The following is a 19,216-nucleotide window of genomic DNA, read 5'->3' on the forward strand; positions in this document are numbered from 1 at the left end:
TCAGGCGTCGCCGAGCAGCGGCAGGATCTGGTCCAGCGCGTACGGGACGCTCAGCACGGTGCTGAAGGAGAGGGCGGCACCGAGCGGCGGGTCCTCGTACGGCAGGAAGACCGCCCGGTTCTGCTTGGCCACCTCCAGGGTGGTGTAGACCTTGTCCGCCCTCACCCGGGGCTCGGCGCTGGCGTCCGAGGTCAGGAAGAGCAGCTTGTCGACGTCGACCAGGTCGAGCCGTTCGGAGCCGATCTCGGCGGCGTACTCCTTGCCGGCCGCCTGCACGATCGCGTCCGGCACGGTGAAGCCGAGCTGGGTCATGAAGACCACCTTCGGGTCGCTCGGCGCGAAGACCGCGTACTTGCCGGCCTCGTAGGGGTCGACCACCGCGACGGTCCTGCCGGCGAAGCCGGGGTGCTCCTGCCGGGCCCTGGCGAACCGGGCGTCGACGTCGGCGATGAGCTTCTCGGCCTGGTCGAGCTTGCCGAGGGCGCGGGCGGCCTGCCGGGTCATCTCCTGCCAGGGCGCGGCGTAGTCGTCGAAGCCCTTCGGCTGGGCGACGGTCGGGGCGAGCTGGGAGAGCTTCTGGTACTGCTCCTGGGTCATCCCGGAGTAGAGCCCGATGATCAGGTCCGGCCGGAGCGCCGCGATCTTCTCCAGGTTGTAGTCGTCCCGCTCACCGACGATCTCCGGCGGGGTGCTGCCCCAGAGCGGCTGCGCCCACGGCCACTTGCCGTAGGGCCGCTCCAGGAACCAGTCGATGGCGCCGACCGGCACGACACCGAGGGCGAGCATCGGGTCCTGGTCGCTGAGGCCGAGCGTCACCACCCGGGTGGGAGCCTTGGTGATCTCCGTACTGCCGTACTTGTGCTCGACCTGGACCGGGAAGGTGCCGCCGCCGGCGCTCGCCGACGGTGCCGGGTCGGCACCGTCGTCGCCGCCGCAGCCGGCCAGTCCGAGGGCGAGGACCACCAGGGCCGCGGCCAGTCTGGCGACCGGCCGGAAGCGGGTGGTGCGGGCAGGTGTGCTGGACATCGGCTCCTCTTCGGGTCATCGGTGTCCCGTCACGCGGGTCGCGGCCGGGCGGGAATCGGTCTCGGCGGGGCCGCGACGGTCGGCATGCGTCGCGCGACGTCGGGACGACGATGGCTCCACGCCGGGCTACGGCAACCGACGTCCGGTTCCGCTGGTGGTGATAGTAAGGTAATCCTTACCTAACCTCAACCGTTCCGCCCGAACCGACTCCGGGAGCCGGCCGGACTCCCCAACCATCGAGGACGTGAACTAAGGTATACCTACCCTAAGGCACCAGGGGCGCCACCGGTTCACCTGCGAGAACCCGCGGCAGAGAACCCCACCAGAGAACCGCGGCAGAGAACCCGAGCCGGCGGAAGGAACATGAGGACCGCGTGACAACGGACCAGGCAACACTGAGCCGGCCCGCGCCCGACCGGGCGCCCGGTCGCCGGCCCCGCCCGATCGGGCTCTTCCTGGTCGCCGCGACCGTCCTGATCGTCCTCTCCCTGCTCTCCATCGCGGTGGGCAGCCGGCAGATCCCGCTCGACCAGGTGCTGCAGACCCTTCTGGACCGTTCCGGCGCCCGCGCCGTCGACCCGCAGATCGAGGCGATCGTCTGGGGGGTACGCCTGCCGCGTACCGTTCTCGGCCTGCTGGTCGGGATGGCGCTGGGGCTGGCCGGCGCGCTGATGCAGGGGCTGACCCGCAACCCACTCGCCGACCCCGGGCTGCTCGGGGTGACCGCCGGAGCCGCCTTCGGCATCGTCGTCGCGATCGCCTGGCTCGGCGTCGCCGGCCTCTATGGCTACATCTGGTTCGCCTTTGCCGGCGCCCTGCTCGCCAGCGTCGTCGTCTACCTGCTCGGCGGGCTCGGCCGGGGCGGCTCCACCCCGGTCAAGGTGGCGCTGGCCGGCGTGGCGATGACCTTCCTGCTCAACTCGTTGACCAGCGCGCTGGTGCTGCGCGACCCGGTGGCGCTGAACCGCTACCGGTTCTGGGCGGCCGGCTCCCTCAGCAGTGCCGACTTCGGCACCATCCGCCAACTGCTGCCGTTCCTCGCCGCCGGTGCCCTGCTGGCCCTGGCCACCGCGCCGGCCCTGAACAGCCTCGCCCTCGGCGACGACGTGGCGAGCGCGCTCGGCCGCCGGGTCGGGCTGGTACGCCTGCAGGGCACCCTGGCGGTGACCCTGCTCGCCGGGGCGGCGGTCTCGGTCGCCGGGTCGATCGTCTTCGTCGGCCTGGTCGTGCCGCACGTCGCCCGGCTGATCACCGGCCCGAACCACCGCTGGCTGCTGCCCTTCACCATGCTGCTCGCGCCGAGCCTGCTGCTGCTCGCCGACATCGTCGGCCGGGTGATCGCCCGGCCGAGCGAGGTGGGTGTGGGCATCATCGCCGCGTTCATCGGCGGTCCGTTCTTCATCATGCTGGTCCGGCGCCGCCGGCTCGCGGAGCTCTGATCCGGGTGTCCCTGCTCGAACTGCACCGAAGCCGCGGACGTACCGCCTTCCGGGTCAACCGGCCGCCGGTCTCCGGCGTACTCCGGGGGCGGATGCTGATCTGCTGCCTCGGGCTGGTGGCACTGGTCTTCGTGGTCTTCTGCGTCGGCATCGCCACCGGGGACTACCCGGTCAGCCCGCTGCGGGTGGTGCCCGCGCTCTGGGGCTCCGGTGACCCCGGCCAGGTCTTCATCGTGCGGGAGCTGCGGCTGCCCCGGGCGCTCACCGCCGTCCTCGCCGGTGCCGCGTTCGCGGTCTCCGGGGCGGTCTTCCAGACCATCACCCGCAACCCGCTGGCCAGCCCCGACATGATCGGCATCAACGCCGGTGCCACCACGGCCGTGGTCACCGGCATCGTCCTCCTCAACGGCGCCGGACTGAGCCTGCCGACGCTGGGCCTGGTCGGCGGGCTGGCCACCGCCGCCGTCATCTACCTGCTGGCCTGGCGGCGCGGCGCCACCGGTTACCGGATCGTGCTGGTCGGCATCGCCGTCTCCTGGATGTGTGCCAGCGCCACCGACTACCTGCTGACCCGGGCCCAGCTCGCCGAGGCGCAGGCGGCGCTCGGCTGGCTGGTCGGCAACCTCAGCGGTCGCGGCTGGGAGACGGTCGGCCCGCTCGGCGCCGCCGTGCTGGTGCTGCTGCCGGCCGGGATGCTGCTCGGGCGCTGGACCCGCACCCTGCAGCTCGGCGACGAGGTGGCGCGGGGCCTAGGCACCCCGGTGCAACTGGCCCGGCTCCTCCTGGTCGTCGTCGGCGTCGCGATGGTCGCGTTCGCCACCGCCGCCACCGGCCCGATCCTCTTCGTGGCCCTGGCGGCACCACAGATCGCCCAGCGGCTGGTGGGGCTCTCCGCGCCACCGCTGGTGGCGTCCGCGCTGACCGGGGCGTTGATGGTCTCGGCCAGCGACCTGGTGGCCCGATTCCTCATCCCGGACGTCGACCTGCCGGTCGGGGTGGTCACCGGGGCGCTCGGCGCCGCGTTCCTGCTCTGGCTGCTCGTCCGCACCAACCGCGCCGGTTCCGGAGGCTGACATGACCGCGAAGCTGACCCTTGCCGACACCCTGCCCGGCACCGTGCCGGACGCGCCGCCGCCGGGGCCGGCCGGTCACCCCGAGCTGCGGGCCGAGCGGCTGCGGCTGGCCTACGGCGACCGGGTCGTCGTCGACGACCTCGACCTGGTGGTGCCGGCGGGCCGGATCAGTGTGATCGTCGGCGCCAACGCCTGCGGCAAGTCGACCCTGCTCCGGGCGCTGGCCCGGCTGCTCAACCCGGCGGCCGGCAGCGTCCAGCTCGACGGCCGGGCGATCGGATCGGTGCCGACCCGGCAGGTGGCCCGGCAGATCGGCATCCTGCCGCAGGCTCCGGTAGCCCCGGAGGGGCTGACCGTGCTCGACCTGGTCGGCCGGGGCCGCTCGCCACACCAGACGTGGTGGCGGCAGTGGTCGCCGGAGGACGAGCGGGCGGTCCGGGACGCACTCGCCGCGACCGGCGTCACCGAGCTGGCGGACCGCCCGGTGGACGAGCTCTCCGGCGGGCAGCGGCAGCGGGCCTGGATCGCCATGGCGGTCGCCCAGCAGACCCCGGTGCTGCTGCTCGACGAGCCGACCACCTTCCTCGACCTGTCGCACCAGATCGACGTGCTGGACCTGGTGGTGGACCTCAACCGGCGGGACGGCCGGACCGTGGTGATGGTGCTGCACGACCTCAACCAGGCGTGCCGGTACGCCGACCACGTGATCGCGATGAAGGGCGGCCGGATCGTCGCGCAGGGCGAACCGTCGAAGGTGATCAGCGCCGAACTGGTCGAGGAGGTCTTCGACGTCCGCTGCGAGGTGCGCGTCGACCCGCTCACCGGCACCCCGATGATCATCCCCACCAGCCGGCACCACGCCCGTCCCCCGGTGCCGGTCGCCGCCGGGAGGTGATCGGACCGGTCAGGGCATCGGGTGCAGGCCCTCGTGCCGTATTGTCCACTGCCCGTCGTCGGGGAAGCCCGGCGTCGGCCGGCCCGCGTCCGCGTCCGCACCCCGGGCCATCAGCGCGACGGCGGCCAGCAGCCCGCCGTTGCCGGGCAGGTAGACCGGGAGCGCCGCGGTCTGCCGGTTGTGCCCGTTGGGCAGGTGGCCGTTCTTCGGTACGGGCATCAGCAGCGCGTCGACGGCGGTCTGCGGCTCGCCCAGCCGGGTCGCGGTCATCGCGATCGCCGGATAGTCCCAACCCCAGGTCGACGCCCAGTCCCAGTCGGCCAGCACCCCGTGCAGGGTGGCCCGCATGATCTCCGGGTCGACCAGCCCGGTGGGCGGGACGAGGCCGAGCGCGTACAGCATCGACGGATGGTCGTCCCGCACCGTGTACGGCGGCACGTCGACGGCGGTGTAGACACCGTCCCGGACGTACGGCCGGACCAGGCCGGCGGCGACCCGCTCCCAGGACGGCTCCGGGGCCAGGCCGAGCCGCTCCCGCCAGCGCTGCGCGGTCCGCAGCCCCCACGACCAGTACGCCAGCTCGAAGGTCGGGTTGCTGAGCTGGTGCCGGAGCTCGGCGTACGACTCCTGTGCGGGCACCAGTGGCGGCCCGAGCTGGTAGCCACGGTCGGCCCGGACCGGGTGGTCGGCCATGAACGCCGCCGACTCGAAGACGACGTCGGCGTAGCGGTGCAGCACGGTCTCCGGCTCGGCGCTGCTCCGGTGCACGAGCTCGGCGAGGAAGATCGGGTGCGGCTGCTGCCAGAGCAGGAACGGCCCGATCGGGCTGGGACTCTCCCGGCCGTCCGGTCCGACCTGCTTGGGCCAGCGGGCACCGGCACAGCCCTGCCGGCGGGCGGTCTCCCGGGCCCGGGGCAGGATGCCTGCGTACCAGCCGAGACTGCGTTCCAGCAGGTGGGGCCGGCCCCAGAGCGGGAAGTGCGCGCCGTGCCACCAGTGCATCTCCAGGTGGAACCGGCCGCGCCAGCTGTTCACCATCAGGCCGGTCTCCTGCGGCGGCAGCGACCCGGCACAGTGCACGGCGGTCAGGTACTGCGAGAGCACCACCCGCCGTTCCAGCTCGACCGCCCGCTCGTCGCGACTGCCGGCCAGCTCCACGGCGCCGCCAGCGCCCCAGAACCCGGCCCAGTGCCGGCCGGAGGCCGCCACCACCTCGGCGTACGAGGGCAACGCGGTGACCGCCGCCGGGCCGGGGCCGGGGGTGAACGCCACCACCAGCTCCAGCACCGGTGACCCGGCGGTGACCAGGAACTCGTGCGCTCCGACGTGCAGGAGCCGGGCGCCGTCGGGCAACCCGACCGCGACCGAGTACGCCGTGTCGTCGAGGGTCCGGCACAGCACCGCCCCGTCCGGGGCGGGGCGGAGTGTGGACGAGTGCGCCGACGGCCGGCTCCAGTCGGCGGCGTTGCTCCACTCCTGCGACCCGTACGGGAAGGCGATCCGGACCGCGAGCCCTTCGGCGAGCAGCGCCGACTCGACGCGTACGGCGACAAGGTCGCGCTCCGGATGGCAGACCGTGCCGACCCGCACGGGTGTGCCGGCGAGCCGGAACCGGCTGTCGATCGTCCCGGTCCAGAGGTCGAGCCGCTGGTGCGGGTCGGTCAGCTCGGCCGGCCCGGGTGCCCGGGTGCTGACCCCACCGGTGGAGCGGGCCGACCAGACCAGCCCGATCCGGCCCAGGTCGAGCCGGTGCGGGTTGTTCCGCAGCCACGCCTCGGCCGGTGACTCCGGCGCCTCGGCGACGCCGGAGAGCGCGCCGCGCATGTCGACGTACTCGACCGGGCCGCGTGGCGTCGGGTATGCCCGCCGGGTCTCGGCGAGGTCGTACGCCTGGCCGCCCGGCACGCTGTGCCAGCCCCACTGTGCCTGGGTGCCGAGCAGCGTGCCGGGCGTGCCGGTGCCGCCGGGGTTGGCGACCGGATAGCTCTCCGGAAAGGTCTGCAACCCGGTGACGTCGACGGTGTAGCAGAACTCGCCGTTGCCGACCGAGAGTGGGGACTCCGGCACGATCCCGGTCAGCTCGACCGCGTGCCGGTCGACCAGAGCCCGGCGGTCGATCCCGGAGCCGCCGGACCCGGCCCGGCGGTCGATCCCCGACCCGCCGCGCTCGGCCCGCTGGCCGCCGTCGCCGGCCGGAGCCGGCCGCAGGCCCGCGTCCCCCTCCCGGTCGGCGGCTGTCACTTGCCGATCGCCGCCTCGACCTGCTTGACGAACTCGTCGGCGGCGGCGGACGGCGACTTCCGGTCGAAGAGCACCTCGGCGTTGAGCCGCTGCAGGATGAGCCGGGTGTCGGTCGAGCCGGTCGGGCCGATCACCAGCGGCGGGCCCGCCTGCGGGGTGACCCGCTCGATGAACTTCGCCTGCGCGGCCTGGTCCGGGTTGAGCGCCGGCAGCACGGCGGTGAGCACCTCGGAGTTCGCCGGGATGCCCCGGTCGGTCAGGATGAGTTTCCCGGCCTCCGGGCTGTTCACCAGGAAGTCGACGAACTTCGCCGCCTCCTCGGGATGCTCGGTGCGGGCGTTGATGGTGTAGAGCTGGGACGCCTGCAACCACATCCCGGGCCGGCCGCTCTCCCCCGGCGCCCGCAGCAGCTCCAGCGGCTGCCCGGACGCCTTGCGCAGCGAGCCGAGCTGGTTGCTCCAGTCGAACTGCATCCCGGCCAGGCCCCGGCCCATCAGCGTCTGCTCCGGTGCCGGCTGGCCCGCGAGCTCGGTGGTGACCGAGGCCGGCGGGGTGGCGCCGGAGTTCCGCAGGCCGACGGTCATCGTCCACCACTGCGTGACGGTCTCCCGGCTGATCGCCACCTTGCCGTCCGGGGTGTAGAGCCCTTCGCCGCGCTGCCGGGAGTAGAGGTCGAGCACGTCGGCGCTGGTCGGGTCGGCCACCCCGTAGGTGCCCTTGGGTGATTTGGCGGAGATCTCCCCGGCGATCCGGACGAAGTCGTCCCACGTCCAGGCGCTGTCGTCGGGCATCGGCACGCCCGCCCTGGAGAAGACCGCCGGGTTGACCACGATCGCGAAGGTGTTCACCCCGGTCGGCACGCCGTACTGCTTGTCGTCGAAGCGCCCGTTGCCGAGCGCGGCAGCATCGATCTTGTCGGTCGTCAGCTCGCCCTTCACCCGGGCCAGGTCGAGCAGCGCGCCCCGGTCACCGTACTCCCGGGGGTAGGCGCCGCCGAGCGTGATGACGTCGGGCGCGTCGCCGGCCGCGACCTCGGTGGCCAGCTTGTCGAAGTACGCGTTGAAGTCCGACGACGTGCCGCTGACCTTGATGTCGGGATTCTGCGCCTGGAAGGCGTCGATCACCTTCTGGGTGGCCTGGGCCCGGTCGTTGTTCCCCCACCAGGAGAACCGCAACTCCACGGGCCCGCCCTCGCCGCCGGAGTCACCGCAGGCGGCGACCCCCAGCAGCATGCCGGCGGAGACGGCGACGGCGCCGATACGGGTACGGAGGGATCTGGCTCTGGTGGCTCTGGCACTCATGAATCTGGCTCTCATCGGGAATCCTTCCGAGGCGGTGGGATTGGAACGGTTCACTTGAGGCCCGTCGTGGCCAGCCCCTGCGTCAGATAACGCTGGCCGGCAAGGAAAAAACCGAAGATCGGCACAAGTCCGACGATGGACATCGCGAAGAGCTGGCCCCAGGCGGTCTCGCCCTGCCCGTCCATGAAGGACCGCAGCGCGACCGGGACGGTGTAGAGGTCGGGGTTGGTCAGGAAGATGAGCTGGCTGAAGAAGTCGTTCCAGGTCCAGATGAAGGTGAACAGCGCCGAGGTGGCCAGCGCCGGTACGGAGAGCGGCATGATGATCTGCCAGTAGATCCGCAGGTGCCCGCAACCGTCCATCCGGGCCGCCTCGTCCAGCTCCCTCGGCAGGGAGCGGATGAACTGGACCATCAGGAAGATGAAGAAGGCGTCCGTGGCGAGGAACTTCGGCACGATCAGCGGCAGGCTGGTGTTGATCCAGCCGAGCTGCGAGAAGAGCACGTACTGCGGCACGATCAGGACGTGGATCGGCAACATCATCGTGGCGAGCATCGCCGCGAAGAGGATCCGCCGGCCCCGGAACTCCAGCCGGGCGAAGGCGTACGCCGCAAGCGAGCAGGAGAGCAGGTTGCCGACGATCGCGGCGACCGCGATCACCGCCGAGTTCCAGAGGTAGTGCTGGAACGGGTGCTCCAGTGCCGTCCAGCCCCCGACGTAGTTGCCGAGGTCGAACTCGCGCGGCCAGATGGACGGGTCCCGGAAGATGACCTCGGTCGGCTTGACCGAGCTGGAGACCATCCAGAGCAGCGGATAGATCATCACCACGCCGAAGACGATCAGCAGGGTGTGTCGGGAGATCCGCCGCACCGGCGGATCGGCGCGGGCCGCCGGCGGTGCGCCGGAACCCGTGGTGGTCGTCAGGTCAGTCACCGTAGAAGACCCATCGCTTGGCGAAGATGAAGTTGATGCCGGTCAGCACCGCGATGACGACCAGCAGGGTCCAGGCCAGCGCGGACGCGTAGCCCATCTCGAACGAGCCGAAGCCGCGCTCGTAGAGGTAGAGCGTGTAGAGCAGGGTCGAGTCGGCCGGGCCGCCCGTGCCGCCGCTGACCACGAACGCCTGGGTGAAGCTCTGGAAGGCGCCGATCATCTGGAGGATCAGGTTGAAGAAGATGATCGGGGTGAGCAGCGGGATGGTGATCCGGAAGAACTGCGAGACCGCTCCGGCGCCGTCGACCGAGGCGGCCTCGTAGTACATGCTCGGGATCTGGCGCAGCCCGGCCAGGAAGATCACCATCGGGGCGCCGAACGTCCAGGCGTTCAGCACGATCAGCGTGCCGAGCGCGTAGTCGGGGTGGGCCACCCAGCTCACGCCCTCGACACCGATCCGGGCGAGCAACTGGTTGACCAGGCCCTCGCTGCCGAAGATCTGCCGCCAGAGGATCGCGATGGAGACGCTTCCGGCCAGCAGCGACGGCAGGTAGTAGACCGAGCGGTAGATGGCGAGGCCGCGTACGCCCCGGTTGAGCAGCATGGCCAGGCCGAGCGCCAGGGCCAGTTGCACGGGCACCGAGACGAAGACGTACTGGAAGGTGACCAGGATGGACTTGTGTAGCCGGCTGTCCTCCAGCATCCGCCGGTAGTTTTCCAGCCCGAGCCACTCGGGCGGACTCAGCAGGGTGTAGTCGGTGAAGGAGAGATAGAGCGAGGCCAGGATCGGCCCGATGGTGAAGACCACCATCCCGACGATCCACGGCGCCAGGAAGCCGTACGCCACCTGGTTTTCCCGGCGGCGCAGTCCTCGGATACGCCTGCCCGTGCGATCGCTCATCGGAGCACCCTTCGGGAGAGATCCCCCGCCCACCTTGTCCGCGGGACCCCACGGTCGGGCTGAGTAACCAGTTTCTAACAAAGCCAACATCAACTGTCAACGGATCGGTCACCGATGGGCCAGCGGCAGAAGTCTGCGCAGGCAGACCGCGTGTGGTGGTGGAGAAACCGGTTGCTTCCAAGATCGGGTAAACGGTATCCTCGATCCCACGACGTGGACACCGGACGTCAACGGACGATCGCGCGGGTGTTCATCTGGACGGCCCGCCCGGCGGGCCGCACCTGGGAGATTCGAGATGAGCCTGATCGGAGACCGGCGCGCCGGGCAGCAGCCGGAAGGCGGACCGGCCGGCGAACCGACGGGCGAGCCGGCCCACGGATCGGCCGGCGAACCGGCCGGTCGTGAGGCGCGGTCGGGGCGGCGCGGCGGCGGCCGGCGGGAGCGCTCCGCCGCCACCATCGGCCGGGTCGCCGAGGCGGCCGGGGTCTCCCGGGCGACCGTCTCCCGGGTGATGAACGGCAGCCCGACCGTGGCGGCCGAGCTCGCCGCCCGGGTCCGGGCCGCGGCCGAGGCGTTGAACTACGAACCCAGCCTGGTCGCCCGCAGCCTGGCGCTGGGGCGTACCAGCACGGTGTCGCTGATCGTGCCGGACCTGTCCAACCCGATGTTCCAGGACGTGCTGCGCGGGCTCAGCCACGCCGCCGCCAACCAGGGGCACCGGCTGCTGGTCGCCGAGTCCAACGAGAACGTCGCCGAGGAGGCGATCCTGGCGGTCGAGGCGCGGCGCCGCTCCGACGGGCTCGTCCTCGCCTCGCCCCGGGTGCCCGAGGCCGAGCTGCGCGCCCTCAGCGACCGGCTCGCCCCGCTCGTCCTGCTCAACCGGGACCTGCCGGGGAGCATCATCCCGTCACTCTCGGTCGACTACGCGGCCGGCATCGCCGCGATCGTGGCGCACCTGCGCTCCCTCGGCCACCGCCACCTGGTCTACCTGGCCGGCCCGGCGGCCAGCACGTCGAACCGGGAACGCCAGGCCGCGCTGTACGCGGGCTGCGCCACCGAGCCGGTCTGCGCCCTCACCGAGCTGCCCTGCGGAGCCACCTTCGACGACGGGTACGCGGCAGCCCGGGCGATCCTGCGGACCGGTGCGACCGCCGTGGTGGCCTTCAACGACATGGTGGCGTTCGGCGCGCTCAGCGGCCTGCACGAGCTGGGCATCGGGGTGCCACGAGACCTCTCCGTGGCCGGATTCGACGACATCCCGTTCGCCCGCTACACCACCCCGCCGCTGACCACCGCGTCGATCCCCCGCAACGAGCTGGGCCGGCAGGCGTGGGAACGGCTCTGGGCGCTGATGAACGGCGGGCCGGCCGGGCACAACGTGCACTTCCAGCCCCGGCTGCTGGTCCGGGAGAGCACCGGCCCGGTGCCGGCCGGACGAGGCTAGTCGGCGAATGCGGCCGGACGAATCGGAAGAGACGTCGGAAGAGGCGGTGGAGATGACCGGACCGGAATGGATCAGGGTCGACGGGGACCGGCTCGCCGGTGCCGACGGGCGGACCGTCCGGCTCGCCGGGGTCGGGCTCGGCGGCTGGCTCAACATGGAAAACTTCATCACCGGCTATCCCGGCACCGAGTCGCAGCAGCGCCGGGCCCTGCGCCGGGCGCTCGGCCCGGAGGGGTACGAGCGGTTCTTCACGCGCTTCCTGACCGACTTCTTCACCGCCGCCGACGCCGACTATCTCGCCTCGCTCGGCCTCAACTCGGTACGGGTCCCGTTCAGCTACCGGCACTTCGAGGACGACGACCGGCCGTTCACGCTCAAGCCGGACGGGTTCCGGTGGCTGGACCGGATCGTCGGGCTCTGCGCCGACGCCGGACTGCACGCCATCCTCGACCTGCACGCGGTGCCCGGCCACCAGAACCAGAACTGGCACAGCGACAACCCCACCCACTGGGCGCACTTCTGGACCCACCGGCACTTCCAGGACCGGGTGGTGCACCTCTGGCAGGCGATCGCGCAGCGCTACCGGGACAACCCCGCCGTCGCCGGATACAACCCGGTCAACGAGCCGGCGGACGCCAGCGGCGAGGTGATCGGCCCCTTCTACGACCGGCTGGTGCGGGCCGTCCGCGAGGTCGACGACCGGCACGTCCTCTTCCTCGACGGCAACCGCTACTCCACCGACTTCTCGATGTTCGCCGAGCCGTACCCGAACACGGTCTACACGGCGCACGACTACGCGTTGCCCGGCATCGCCGCCGGCAGCGTCTATCCGGGCACCACCCGGGGCGAGTACTTCGACCGGGCGGCCGTGCAGCGGACCTTCCTGCGCCGCACCGAGTTCATGCGCCGCACCGGCACGCCGATCTGGATCGGCGAGTTCGGCCCGGTCTACACCGGCGAGCCGGAACGGGACGCCTCCCGGCTGCTCCTGCTCCGCGACCAACTCGACATCTATAGGGAGCACGGGGCGAGCTGGGCACTCTGGACCTACAAGGACATCGGCCTGCAGGGCCTGGTGTACGCGGACGAGCAGAGCCCGTACCGGCGGCGGATCGCGCCGGTGGTGGCGAAGAAGGCCCGGCTCGGCTCGGACTCGTGGGGCGGATCCGACCGGCAGGTCCGGCACATTCTCGGCCCGATCGAGGAGCTCTTCGAGCGGGAGTTTCCGGACTTCGACCCGTACCCGTGGGGGCGCCGGGCCTGGATCAACCTGCTGGTCCGCAACATCCTGCTCGCCGAGCCGCTGGTCGGCGAGTTCGGCCGCTGCTTCGAGGGGGTGGACCCGGACGAGGCGGAGCGGTTGGCGGCCTCGTTCGCCTTCGACGCCTGCGTACGCCGGGAGCCGCTGGCCGGGACGCTCCGCACCCACCTGGCCGCCGGAGGGTGACGGCGCCGCTCAGGAGAGCGGGACCACGTAGGAGTCGACCTGCGCGATCAGGCCGTCCCGGAAGGTGAAGAGATCGCTGTAGGCGAACCTGAAACGGCCGTTCTCCCGGTGGTGCCCGACGCCCGTGCCGGTGACCACGACGACCTCGCCGGCCTCGACGGTCCGGTCGACGGTGAGTTCGGGGCTACCTTCGAAGGCCGGGTTCTCGATCTCGTCGTCGAACTCCGCCCTGCCATGCGTGGTGCGGAACCCGTGGATCGTCCAGACGACGTCGTCGGCGAGGCAGCCGAGGATGGTCTCGTGGTCGCTGTGCCGGAAGCCGTCCATGTAACGGTGCACGAGGTGGGTCTGCGGGGTCACTGTCTCTCCCGATCGGTGGCGCTGGTCAGTTCGTGGAGCACGGTGTCGAGCCGGTCGAGGATGCCGGCCAGCCCGGTCCGGGCCTGCGCGGACCGTAGTTCGGGCGGCAACCGCCGCTGGTGGACCAGGAGCGTCGTGCCGCGCCCGCTCGGTCGCAGCCGGATCTCCGTGGTGATCCCGGTACGCGCCTCGGCGAGCACCAGGCGTGCCGGCGGCTCGACGACCTCGTACCGGAAGCGCAGCGGACGCCGGCCGCCGTCGGCACCCTCGGTCTCCAGCGCGAAGGTGCCGCCGACCCGGAGGTCGACGACCACCGAGTCGGGTGGGACGGTGGCGTGGTGGCCGCCCCAGAACGCGGCCAGGTGCTCAGGGGTGGTGAAGACCTCCCACACCAGCGCGGGCTCGGCGTCGAGATAGCGGCGGGCGATCAGTTGGTCGCCGTCGAGGTCGACGTCGCCCGTCACCGCTGCCGCCTCGTCCGCACGGCCGCCAGGTGCTCTTCGAGGCGGTCGAGGCGCGACTCCCACTCCCGCTGCTGCTCGGCGATCCACCCGCCCAGCTCCCGCATGCGCTCGACGTTCAGCCGGCACGGTCGGCGCTGGCCGTCGACCCACTGCTGGACGAGGCCGGAGCGCCGGAGGATGCCGACGTGCCGGGAGACGGCCTGGTGGGTGAGGTCGAACGGCTCGGCGAGCTCGCCGACGGTCGCGTCGCCCCGGGCGAGCCGCGCGACGATCGCCCGCCGGGTCCGGTGGCCGAGAGCGGCGAAGACGGCGTCCAGGTCGGCGTCGGCAGTGGTTGTCACGCTCCGGACGCTATCTGCAACACTCCCGTTGCGCAAGCTGTTCGTTGAACATCGGGGCGCACTGGACGTCGTCAGGTTCTACGGTGGGTCACGCCAGGCCCGGGCGGTCAGGGCTGCCGCATCCACGTCTTCGGATCGGTAATGAAGATCCCCTTGCCCTGGTGGCGGCGGATCACGCGTAGCGCCTCCAGGCGCACGTAGCCAAGCTGGATGGTCGACGGGTCGACACGATGATCCGCCGCCATCACCTCAGCCGTGCCGCGATGCTCCGCGCACACGCCAGGGAGTCGGTGTGCGTGGTGTCCACCTCGACGTCGTAGGCGACACCCTCGTGGACCACCTCCGCCTGGGACACGGCCATGCCCGGGACCCGATCTCCCCGGGCGGCCTCGCGGCTCGCCGCGACCGCGCTCTCGCACCGGACGCCGACCCACAGCACCTCCAGCCCGGCAAGGACCCTCTGCCACCGTTGCTGGGAACCGGCGCCACCGAGGAAGACATCGTCGATGATGACCCCCGCGCCGCTCCGGGCCATCGCGGCGACTCCCGCCATCCACGCCGCCTGGAGCCGCATGAACTGCGGCCCGACGCTCACCCGACCGTCCGGAGCGAACGCGACCCCGGCCTCGGTTGCCCGCATGGACGCCGGCATCATCTCGATCAGCGCGTCGACCCCCGTGCCAAGCCAGGGATCCGGCAGTACCGCCTGTAGAGCTCGGACGATCTCGGACTTACCCGAACTCGACCCACCATTCACCACAACCACCCGCACCCCCACCACCCCCCAACCCCAATTCCGCGCCCTCCGGCATCCGACTCTGGCAGATCTTGACGACTTGTTGCGCCTCCGACGACAACAGATCGTCAAGATCTACTCGCCTTTGGGTGTCTGGGGGTGGGGGTGCTGGCGTTGCAGGGTGCGTGGGCGCCACTACACTGGGTCGGCCGTATTCGTCGACCGGTGAGGTTTTCGGGGATGACCTACTACGTCGAGGTTCCGGTGGACGACGGGGCCGCCGTACTCGTCGAGGTGACCAACCAGGTCGACGGCGTCGTACCGGCCGGCCGCAGCCAGGAGGTGATCGCCCGGCTGTCGGAGACCTTCGACGACGCGTTCGACCGGTTCTCCCGGCTGGCCAGGGGCGCGGCGGCGCGGGCCCGCGATGCCGGCGGGGCCGACCGGGTGACCGTCGAGTTCGGTCTCAAGGTCGCCGCCAAGGGCGGTTTCGTGGTGGCCGAAACCACCGGCGAGGCACACCTCAAGCTCACCTTCGAGTGGAACCGCCGCGCCGACAGGACACCCGCAACCGCCCCGGCGTCCGAGCCGGACGGAAACCGGCCGGACGAGATGTCGGCGGAGCCAACCCCGGAGACGACAGCCGGCAGCCTCGACTGAGGTCGCTATCCTGCCGCGCCGTGGTAGAAGAAGTCGCCGAGCCCGACGGTGAAGACCAGTAGTCCGTACAGGGCGTGTTCGGCCGAGGCGACAAGCAGCGAGCCGCTGCGCCGGTACCGGCGGGCGAAGAGCCAGCCACCGGCAAGGGTCAGCAGCACCGACAGCAGGTTGCCGAAGATGAGGTGGACGAATCCGAACGCCAGCGCGCTGGCGGCCACCAGCCACCACCCGGTGCCGAAGACCGGGGCGTAGCGGCGCATCAGGAAGGCCCGGAAGATCACCTCCTGGGGATAGACCGAGAAGAGCGGGTAGAGCAGCACGACCGCGACCCAGAGCAACGGCGCCTCCCGGGGCAGCCCGAAGAGCCGCTCCGGCGCGAGGACGGCGAGTGCCACCACGGCCACCCCGGCGGCGACCGCCCAGAGCCGGAGCATCGGGACCCACTCGGTGCGCAGCGCGGCCCACCCCCACCAGGTCCGCCGGTCGACGTCCGGGCGCCGCCGGAGGTAGAGCGCGGCGAGCCCGGCGAGCAGCAGCAGCGGCGGGATCGGGCTCCCCGGGCTGCCGGCGAGCACATATCCGAGGACGGCGCCGAAGAAGAGCAGCGCGTACTCGACGGCGAGGTAGCCGCGACGCGCGACGGTGGGCGGTGTGGCGGGCGGGCGTGCCGCCGGAGACACGTCGGTGGTCACCCCGCGAGGGTGCCCCGTCCAGGTGAACGGCGGACGTCGGGTACGCCGGCCGCCCCGGCGACGGCGGCGCTGGCAGCGACGGCAGCGCTGGCAGCGACGGCAGCGCTGGCAGGAACGGCAGCGCTGGCAGGAACGGCAGCGCTGGCAGGAACGGCAGCGCTGGCAGGAACGGCTCGTGCAGGTGCCCCACCACGCTTGACAGGGAGCCGCTGCGCTACCTCGATCCCCGATACTCGGCGGAGACACGAACGCGACGGCGACGCCGGGCGTCGGTCCGGCCGACCAGCACCCGCGAACGCCGCACCAGGTCGGCCGGCAGCCGCCCCGCGCGGCGACCGAGCAGCCAGCCGACCAGGGCCACGTCCAGCAGTGCGCCCGGCACCTTGGTCCTGGTGACCAGGCCGAGGCTGTCCGGCAGGGTGAGGAGGACCAGTCCGGCGGAGCCGGCGTCGAGCAGGGTGGTCACCCGGCCCCGGGGTGCGGCGGCGGCGAGCACGGCGACGCCGGCAAGGGCGTACCAGGGATAGAAGACCGGCCCGAGCAGCGCGGTGGCGAGCAACGCCACCCCGGCGGCCGGGACGGCGGTGGCGACGCCGCCGCGCAGCGCACGCCGCCAGGCGACGAGCAGGATGGCGGCGAGCGCCGCCAGGCCCAGCGACCGGGCCACCCCGACCGCCTCGTCGAACGCCTCCGGCCGGCCCGCCACCCGCAGCCCGTAGCCGACGGCCATGCCGACCCCGGTCGGGATGGAGGACCACTGGACATTCCCGGCGGTCGCCTGCCAGGCGCGCACGAAGCCGAGGCCGAAGCCGGTCAGGGTGGCGAGCAGCAGCACGGTGCCGAGCGCCGCTCCGGCCAGGACCGCCCCGGCCGCGATCCGGCGCCGGGCGGTCCGGGCCCAGGGTACGGCGGCGAGGGCGAACGGCACCACCACCAGCGCGGTGGCCTTGACCGAGGCTGCCGCCCCGAACGCGACACCGGCGACCGCCAGCCGGCCGACCCCGGCAGCCAGCCGAGAGGAGCCCGACACGGCAGCCAACCCGGACGAGCCCGACACGGCAGGAGGCGAGCCGTGTGCGGCGGGCGACCCGGTCGGGGCTGACGAGGCGGCCGCGACGAGCAGGCCGAGGACGACCAGCCCGGCGAGGAGTGCGTCGTTGTGCGCGCCGGAGACGACGTGTACCAGCGGCAGCGGCCCGATCGCGCCCAGCCAGACCACCCTGGCCGGATTCCCGCCGCAGTGCCGGGCCAGCCGGGCACCGGCGGCGGCGCCCAGCAGCAGGCCGGCGACCGCGACCAGGCGGAGCAGCGTCACGGCCAGTGGCAGGTTGCCGCCCGACAGCTTCGCCACGAGCCCCGCGACGAGCAGCCAGAGCGGCCCGTACGGCGCGGGCGCGTCCCGCCACATCGGCGGGACCGACTCCAGCCACCGGCACGGCAGCGCGTCCGGCCCCACGGCGTACGGGTCCAGTCCGGCGGCGACGGTCTGGCCCTGGCAGGCGTACGCGTAGACGTCGGTGCTGCCCAGCGGTGGTGCGAGCAGCAGCGGCAGGGCCCAGAGCGCACCGGTGACGAGCAGCCAGCCCGGTGCGGCGACCGCCCGCAGCCGCCACCAGACGGCGATCAGTCCCCCGGCGCCGAGCAGCCAGAGCCCGACTCCGACCACCCAGCCGGTCCCGCGCTCGGTGGCCGGGCCGGCGAGGTGGGCGCTGGCGGCCATCAGCACACTCCCCGCCAGGCCGAACCAGCGCAGCCGAGCCGGTGGAAGGGGCTGCCGCATCCGGGCAGGGTTGCCAGGAGAGGTTAACCTCCGCCCCGCTGCGGTCTACCGGGCGGCGAACTTTCGCCGACGACCGCGCGCGGGTCCGGCCCCGGGAAATACGACCCTGTAAATATGGCGACACCGCGCCGCGCCTCCGACGGTCAGGATGGTCGCACCGATCGGGATGATCCCTCGTACCGGCCCAGGGCCGGTTCCGTTCGCGCCCGAAAGAGGCTGATGCCCATGTCGAGGGCTGTGCGACGCGCCAGAGTGCTCACCGTGACCGTGGTCGGGATCCTGCTGGCCGCCGGCACCGCGACAGCGGCGGCAGGCCCGGCCGCCGGGCGTTGGCACCTCGACGACTACGGCAGTCCGGTGAGCGAGGCGACCTACATCCAGCCGGTGGGGGCGGTCTCGGTGCGCCAGAGCATCGACGGTGAGGAGCGACCGTGGGTGTTCACCGTCATCGCCGGCCAGCTCTACGCGGTCTGGTCCGACCCGGGTGGACCGCACTGGTTGCCGCTCGGGGCGCCGTCGAAGAGCGAGATCTTCGCCCCGGTCGGGGTGGTCACGGTGCAGGACAACCTCTACGCGCCGCAGCGGCCGTACGTCTTCGTGCAGACCGTCGACGGCCACCTCTGGCTCAACTGGTTCGACGGCGTGCGGTGGCCCTGGCTCGACCTCGGCACCCCGCCACCGACCAAGGTCGCGGACGGCATCGGCGTGGTCTCGGTACGCAACGGCTACGGCCTGCCGCAGCGACCGTACGTCTTCGTGCTCGGCGTCGACGGACACCTCTGGCTCAACTGGTGGGACGGCGGTGGCTGGCAGTGGGCCGATCGGGGCACGCCGAGCGATGGGACCCTGCTGCCCTACGGCACCCGGGTCGGCGTGCTCAACCTACGGCTGGGCCCGGAGGACGCCGACTGGCCGCAGGCGTTCGTGCTGGACAACCAGCGGCGGGTGTGGCGCAACGGCTGGGACGGCAGCCGCTGGACCTGGACCAACCATGGCACACCGCACGGCATGAGCCTGCCGGAGTCCCGGGGCCTCGGCGCGCTGGCCGTACGGGACGCGCCCGATGGTGCCGCGTGGCCGCACGCCTTCGTCGGCGCGTACGGCTACGTATTCGAACTCTCCGGAGCTGGTGGCGAGTGGCAGTGGGTCTACCATCCCGACGCGGTCGGGTTCGAGTTTCTCAACCCGGTCGGGGCGGTCGCCGTGCAGGACAAGCCGAGCGTCGGCGACCGCCCCTACCTGTTCGTCGTCGACCGCTACGGGGGCCCGGTCTGGTCCAACTGGTGGTCGGGCCGCGGTTGGGAGTGGACCGAGCAGGTCGACACCGATGCCGAGATGCTCGGTTACCTGGACTCCGGGGCGGCGGTCACGATCCAGGACACCCCGGAGAGCCCGCAGCGGCCGTACGTCTTCTACTGGTCGTCGAGTTGGCCGAGGCAACTGATGGTCAACTGGTGGGGCTGACCCCGGCGGAGCTTCGCCTC

At 72.2% G+C, this 19,216-nt stretch carries 19 protein-coding genes and 1 pseudogene; 8 read left to right on the forward strand and 12 right to left on the reverse strand.

The genetic code is table 11. The features are described from left to right. Positions 1-1,026 carry an iron-siderophore ABC transporter substrate-binding protein gene (locus tag ACN27G_RS14135; protein ID WP_421493276.1) on the reverse strand — a complete coding sequence of 342 codons (1,026 nt, stop codon included), beginning with the start codon at positions 1,024-1,026 and terminating at the stop codon, positions 1-3. Positions 1,027-1,400: 374 nt separating this feature from the next. Here ACN27G_RS14135 and ACN27G_RS14140 point away from each other — a divergent pair, with 374 nt between their 5' ends. From ACN27G_RS14140 to ACN27G_RS14150, 3 genes are read left to right on the forward strand one after another with little or no spacing between them, the layout of a single operon-like run. After that, the gene (locus ACN27G_RS14140; RefSeq protein WP_421493277.1) at positions 1,401-2,465 is read left to right on the forward strand and encodes a FecCD family ABC transporter permease; all 1,065 of its coding nucleotides are present in this window, start codon (positions 1,401-1,403) and stop codon (positions 2,463-2,465) included. A 5-nt stretch (positions 2,466-2,470) separates the two neighbouring features. Next, on the forward strand, positions 2,471-3,538 hold the full coding sequence (locus tag ACN27G_RS14145) for a FecCD family ABC transporter permease (RefSeq protein ID WP_421493278.1): 1,068 nt from the start codon (positions 2,471-2,473) through the stop codon (positions 3,536-3,538). Position 3,539: 1 nt separating this feature from the next. Next, positions 3,540-4,433, forward strand: coding sequence for an ABC transporter ATP-binding protein (locus ACN27G_RS14150; protein ID WP_421493279.1), 894 nt, complete (start codon positions 3,540-3,542; stop codon positions 4,431-4,433). Positions 4,434-4,442: 9 nt separating this feature from the next. Here the strand turns inward: ACN27G_RS14150 and ACN27G_RS14155 are convergent, their stop codons facing one another. The 4 genes from ACN27G_RS14155 to ACN27G_RS14170 are packed head-to-tail and all read right to left on the reverse strand — an operon-like array spanning position 4,443 to position 9,808. After that, complete coding sequence (locus tag ACN27G_RS14155) at positions 4,443-6,674, reverse strand: hypothetical protein (RefSeq protein WP_421493280.1); 2,232 nt, start codon at positions 6,672-6,674, stop codon at positions 4,443-4,445. Next, positions 6,671-7,990: an ABC transporter substrate-binding protein gene (locus tag ACN27G_RS14160; RefSeq protein ID WP_421493281.1), complete on the reverse strand. Its 1,320-nt coding sequence runs from the start codon at positions 7,988-7,990 to the stop codon at positions 6,671-6,673. The genes ACN27G_RS14155 and ACN27G_RS14160 overlap by 4 nt, the downstream gene beginning before the upstream one ends. 35 nt (positions 7,991-8,025) lie before the next feature. Continuing rightward, a complete protein-coding gene (locus ACN27G_RS14165; protein ID WP_421493282.1) occupies positions 8,026-8,907 on the reverse strand; it encodes a carbohydrate ABC transporter permease in 882 nt (293 codons plus the stop codon). Further along, positions 8,900-9,808 (reverse strand): carbohydrate ABC transporter permease, encoded by a 909-nt coding sequence (locus ACN27G_RS14170; protein ID WP_421493283.1) that lies wholly within the window; start codon positions 9,806-9,808, stop codon positions 8,900-8,902. The genes ACN27G_RS14165 and ACN27G_RS14170 overlap by 8 nt, the downstream gene beginning before the upstream one ends. A 295-nt stretch (positions 9,809-10,103) precedes the next feature. Here ACN27G_RS14170 and ACN27G_RS14175 point away from each other — a divergent pair, with 295 nt between their 5' ends. After that, the gene (locus ACN27G_RS14175; protein ID WP_421493284.1) at positions 10,104-11,252 is read left to right on the forward strand and encodes a LacI family DNA-binding transcriptional regulator; all 1,149 of its coding nucleotides are present in this window, start codon (positions 10,104-10,106) and stop codon (positions 11,250-11,252) included. Positions 11,253-11,304: 52 nt separating this feature from the next. Then, positions 11,305-12,699, forward strand: a complete 1,395-nt coding sequence (locus tag ACN27G_RS14180; protein WP_421493285.1) for a glycoside hydrolase family 5 protein — start codon at positions 11,305-11,307, stop codon at positions 12,697-12,699. A gap of 9 nt (positions 12,700-12,708) precedes the next feature. Here ACN27G_RS14180 and ACN27G_RS14185 read toward each other — a convergent pair whose 3' ends face one another. The 5 genes and pseudogenes from ACN27G_RS14185 to cpt form a co-directional block, all read right to left on the reverse strand. Continuing rightward, positions 12,709-13,059, reverse strand: a complete 351-nt coding sequence (locus ACN27G_RS14185) for a nuclear transport factor 2 family protein (RefSeq protein WP_421493286.1) — start codon at positions 13,057-13,059, stop codon at positions 12,709-12,711. Next, on the reverse strand, positions 13,056-13,523 hold the full coding sequence (locus ACN27G_RS14190) for an SRPBCC family protein (protein ID WP_421493287.1): 468 nt from the start codon (positions 13,521-13,523) through the stop codon (positions 13,056-13,058). Before ACN27G_RS14190 ends, ACN27G_RS14185 begins: the two co-directional genes overlap by 4 nt. Next, positions 13,520-13,864 (reverse strand): ArsR/SmtB family transcription factor, encoded by a 345-nt coding sequence (locus ACN27G_RS14195; protein ID WP_421493288.1) that lies wholly within the window; start codon positions 13,862-13,864, stop codon positions 13,520-13,522. The genes ACN27G_RS14190 and ACN27G_RS14195 overlap by 4 nt, the downstream gene beginning before the upstream one ends. 107 nt (positions 13,865-13,971) lie before the next feature. Beyond that, positions 13,972-14,097, reverse strand: a pseudogene (locus tag ACN27G_RS14200) (GntR family transcriptional regulator); the annotation flags it as partial. An 11-nt stretch (positions 14,098-14,108) separates the two neighbouring features. Next, on the reverse strand, positions 14,109-14,645 hold the full coding sequence (cpt, locus tag ACN27G_RS14205; RefSeq protein ID WP_421493289.1) for a chloramphenicol phosphotransferase CPT: 537 nt from the start codon (positions 14,643-14,645) through the stop codon (positions 14,109-14,111). Positions 14,646-14,840: 195 nt separating this feature from the next. On the opposite strand from cpt, the gene ACN27G_RS14210 reads away from it, so the two are divergent. Further along, positions 14,841-15,260 carry a CU044_2847 family protein gene (locus ACN27G_RS14210; RefSeq protein ID WP_421493290.1) on the forward strand — a complete coding sequence of 140 codons (420 nt, stop codon included), beginning with the start codon at positions 14,841-14,843 and terminating at the stop codon, positions 15,258-15,260. A 5-nt stretch (positions 15,261-15,265) separates the two neighbouring features. Here ACN27G_RS14210 and ACN27G_RS14215 read toward each other — a convergent pair whose 3' ends face one another. Next, positions 15,266-15,952: a CPBP family intramembrane glutamic endopeptidase gene (locus ACN27G_RS14215; RefSeq protein ID WP_421493291.1), complete on the reverse strand. Its 687-nt coding sequence runs from the start codon at positions 15,950-15,952 to the stop codon at positions 15,266-15,268. A 22-nt stretch (positions 15,953-15,974) separates the two neighbouring features. Here ACN27G_RS14215 and ACN27G_RS14220 point away from each other — a divergent pair, with 22 nt between their 5' ends. Further along, entirely contained in the window at positions 15,975-16,151 is a 177-nt protein-coding gene (locus tag ACN27G_RS14220) for a hypothetical protein (RefSeq protein ID WP_421493292.1), read from the forward strand. 15 nt (positions 16,152-16,166) lie between these two features. Here ACN27G_RS14220 and mptB read toward each other — a convergent pair whose 3' ends face one another. Further along, positions 16,167-17,732, reverse strand: coding sequence for a polyprenol phosphomannose-dependent alpha 1,6 mannosyltransferase MptB (mptB, locus tag ACN27G_RS14225; protein WP_421493293.1), 1,566 nt, complete (start codon positions 17,730-17,732; stop codon positions 16,167-16,169). A 225-nt stretch (positions 17,733-17,957) separates the two neighbouring features. Between mptB and ACN27G_RS14230 the strand changes: the two genes are divergently transcribed. Next, positions 17,958-19,196 carry a hypothetical protein gene (locus ACN27G_RS14230; RefSeq protein ID WP_421493294.1) on the forward strand — a complete coding sequence of 413 codons (1,239 nt, stop codon included), beginning with the start codon at positions 17,958-17,960 and terminating at the stop codon, positions 19,194-19,196. Positions 19,197-19,216: the final 20 nt, after the last annotated feature.

The sequence above is a fragment of the Plantactinospora sp. WMMB334 genome, assembly GCF_049179095.1.
Lineage (GTDB): Bacteria > Actinomycetota > Actinomycetes > Mycobacteriales > Micromonosporaceae > Plantactinospora.